This is a genomic window from uncultured Idiomarina sp. (assembly GCF_964010655.1).
Classification (GTDB): domain Bacteria; phylum Pseudomonadota; class Gammaproteobacteria; order Enterobacterales; family Alteromonadaceae; genus Idiomarina; species Idiomarina baltica.
Window position 1 is genome coordinate 1 of sequence record NZ_CAXGLS010000100.1, and the last position, 1,599, is coordinate 1,599.

Below are 1,599 nucleotides of genomic sequence, written 5' to 3' on the forward strand. Positions count from 1 at the left end.
GAAGGCGTGCTAAGCTAATAATATTGATTATTAAATTCTGTAACCATGGCAGACGACAAGCAGCCAGCTCAGCTTGAGTTTTTTACTATCCCGAGTCCGTGTATTGGCGTTTGTCAAAGCGGTCCTAAAGGGTATTGCCAGGGCTGTTTTCGCTCCCGCGAAGAGCGGCTGTACTGGTTACAGATCGATGACGGCACGCGACGCGTAATACTCGACGCCTGTAATCGACGTAAGCGCTATTATCAACGCCGTAAGTCACAATCAAATAACCAATCCGATACGCAGCCGTTGCAACAGGATTTGTTTGGTGGTGAGCCTGACAAATAACGCAGCGAGGTTTTAACGCTCTGATATACTTAATTTATGATCGAGGAAAGGTCACAGGGTAATGAATCAATTTATTGAATACGCAACGCAATCCTTTACGTTACCGGACATCTGTTTACGGTTACGTAATGTGCTGGACGATCCGCGCTCAGATATGGACGACATCGCCGCGCTCATCAGCATCGATCCTTCACTTACCGCTAAATTACTTCGTCTGGCTAACAGTGCACTGTTCCGCTTCCCTTCGCAAATAGAATCCATCACCAAAGCGGTTAGCGTTATTGGTGGAGAGGCGTTGTATAACCTGGTGCTCGCCGAAACCGCGAATATCGCCTTTAAGCATTTTGACAACCAGTGCCTGATTGTTGATAAACACTGGGAGCAGTCGGTATTTACCGGCATGCTGGCAAAATACCTCGCCAAAGACATGAATGTGCGTGGCAGCGACCGTTTTTTTGTTATGGGAATTTTGCAGAACCTGAGTGAACTGGTGATTGCAAAGTGTGAACCTGAGAAATATCAACAGTATGCGAAAGATGATTCACCGGGTACACCCTGGGATCGCCAGGTGGCTCACTTCGGATTTTTATTTACTGAATGCAGTGGTTCAATTATGGAACAGTGGAAGCTGCCTATGCCGTTGTTTTATCCGGTTAAATTTGCCCACAATCGGGTCAAATTGGCTAGCGACTTAGACGTGTCTTTGTTAACCTGTGCAATACGGCTGTCAACGGCTCATTATCAGCGGGAACGGTATCCGGAGTTGGATATTATATCACCCGACATGGTGCGGTTGTTGCCGCTAGACGACGAAGTGTTACAAAACGCCAAACTGTTTGCCCAAAAAGAAACTAACAAGGTAGCAGTGTCAGTTTTGTAAACGCTCCTTAGGCAATAAAAACAAAACATAAAAACTGCTTCCATGTTACATCAATTTTTAGCAAAGGCAGCGCCACTTGTTCTGGCGCTGTTTTGTATGTCGGCATCCGGCGCTGATAAAGATTTGATCAGTACGTTGTATCATGCCGACTTCGTCGAGTACGACGAAGATCAAAAGGATAAGTTTACGCTCGACGGTGAACTTGGGGTGATATTTGCCTCGGGGAATACCAACGCGACCTCAATTAAAAGCAGTCTTAAATCCGAGCACGAAACCAAACGCTTCTCGAATAACTACTGGGTAGAGTTCCTGTATAAGGAAACCGAAGTAACTGTGGACGACAGTTTGGTCAATCAAACCACTGCACAGCGACTGTATACCTACGCCCAATC

The 1,599-nt window shown here is 46.2% G+C and carries 3 protein-coding genes; all 3 read left to right on the top strand.

What is annotated here, in order from left to right; translation table 11 throughout:
• The first annotated feature begins 45 nt into the window (after positions 1-45).
• On the top strand, positions 46-327 hold the full coding sequence (locus ABNS04_RS12490) for a DUF1289 domain-containing protein (protein WP_348671618.1): 282 nt from the start codon (positions 46-48) through the stop codon (positions 325-327).
• 61 nt (positions 328-388) lie between these two features.
• Positions 389-1,207 (top strand): HDOD domain-containing protein, encoded by an 819-nt coding sequence (locus ABNS04_RS12495; protein WP_105935929.1) that lies wholly within the window; start codon positions 389-391, stop codon positions 1,205-1,207.
• A gap of 96 nt (positions 1,208-1,303) precedes the next feature.
• Positions 1,304-1,599 (top strand): DUF481 domain-containing protein (locus tag ABNS04_RS12500; protein ID WP_348671619.1); only part of this gene is annotated, 296 nt, incomplete at its 3' end.

Bases quoted from the DNA above. Each gene is read 5' to 3' on its own strand.
- ABNS04_RS12490 (WP_348671618.1), top strand. From the start codon at position 46: ATGGCAGACGACAAGCAGCCAGCTCAGCTTGAGTTTTTTACTATCCCG.
- ABNS04_RS12495 (WP_105935929.1), top strand. From the start codon at position 389: ATGAATCAATTTATTGAATACGCAACGCAATCCTTTACGTTACCGGAC.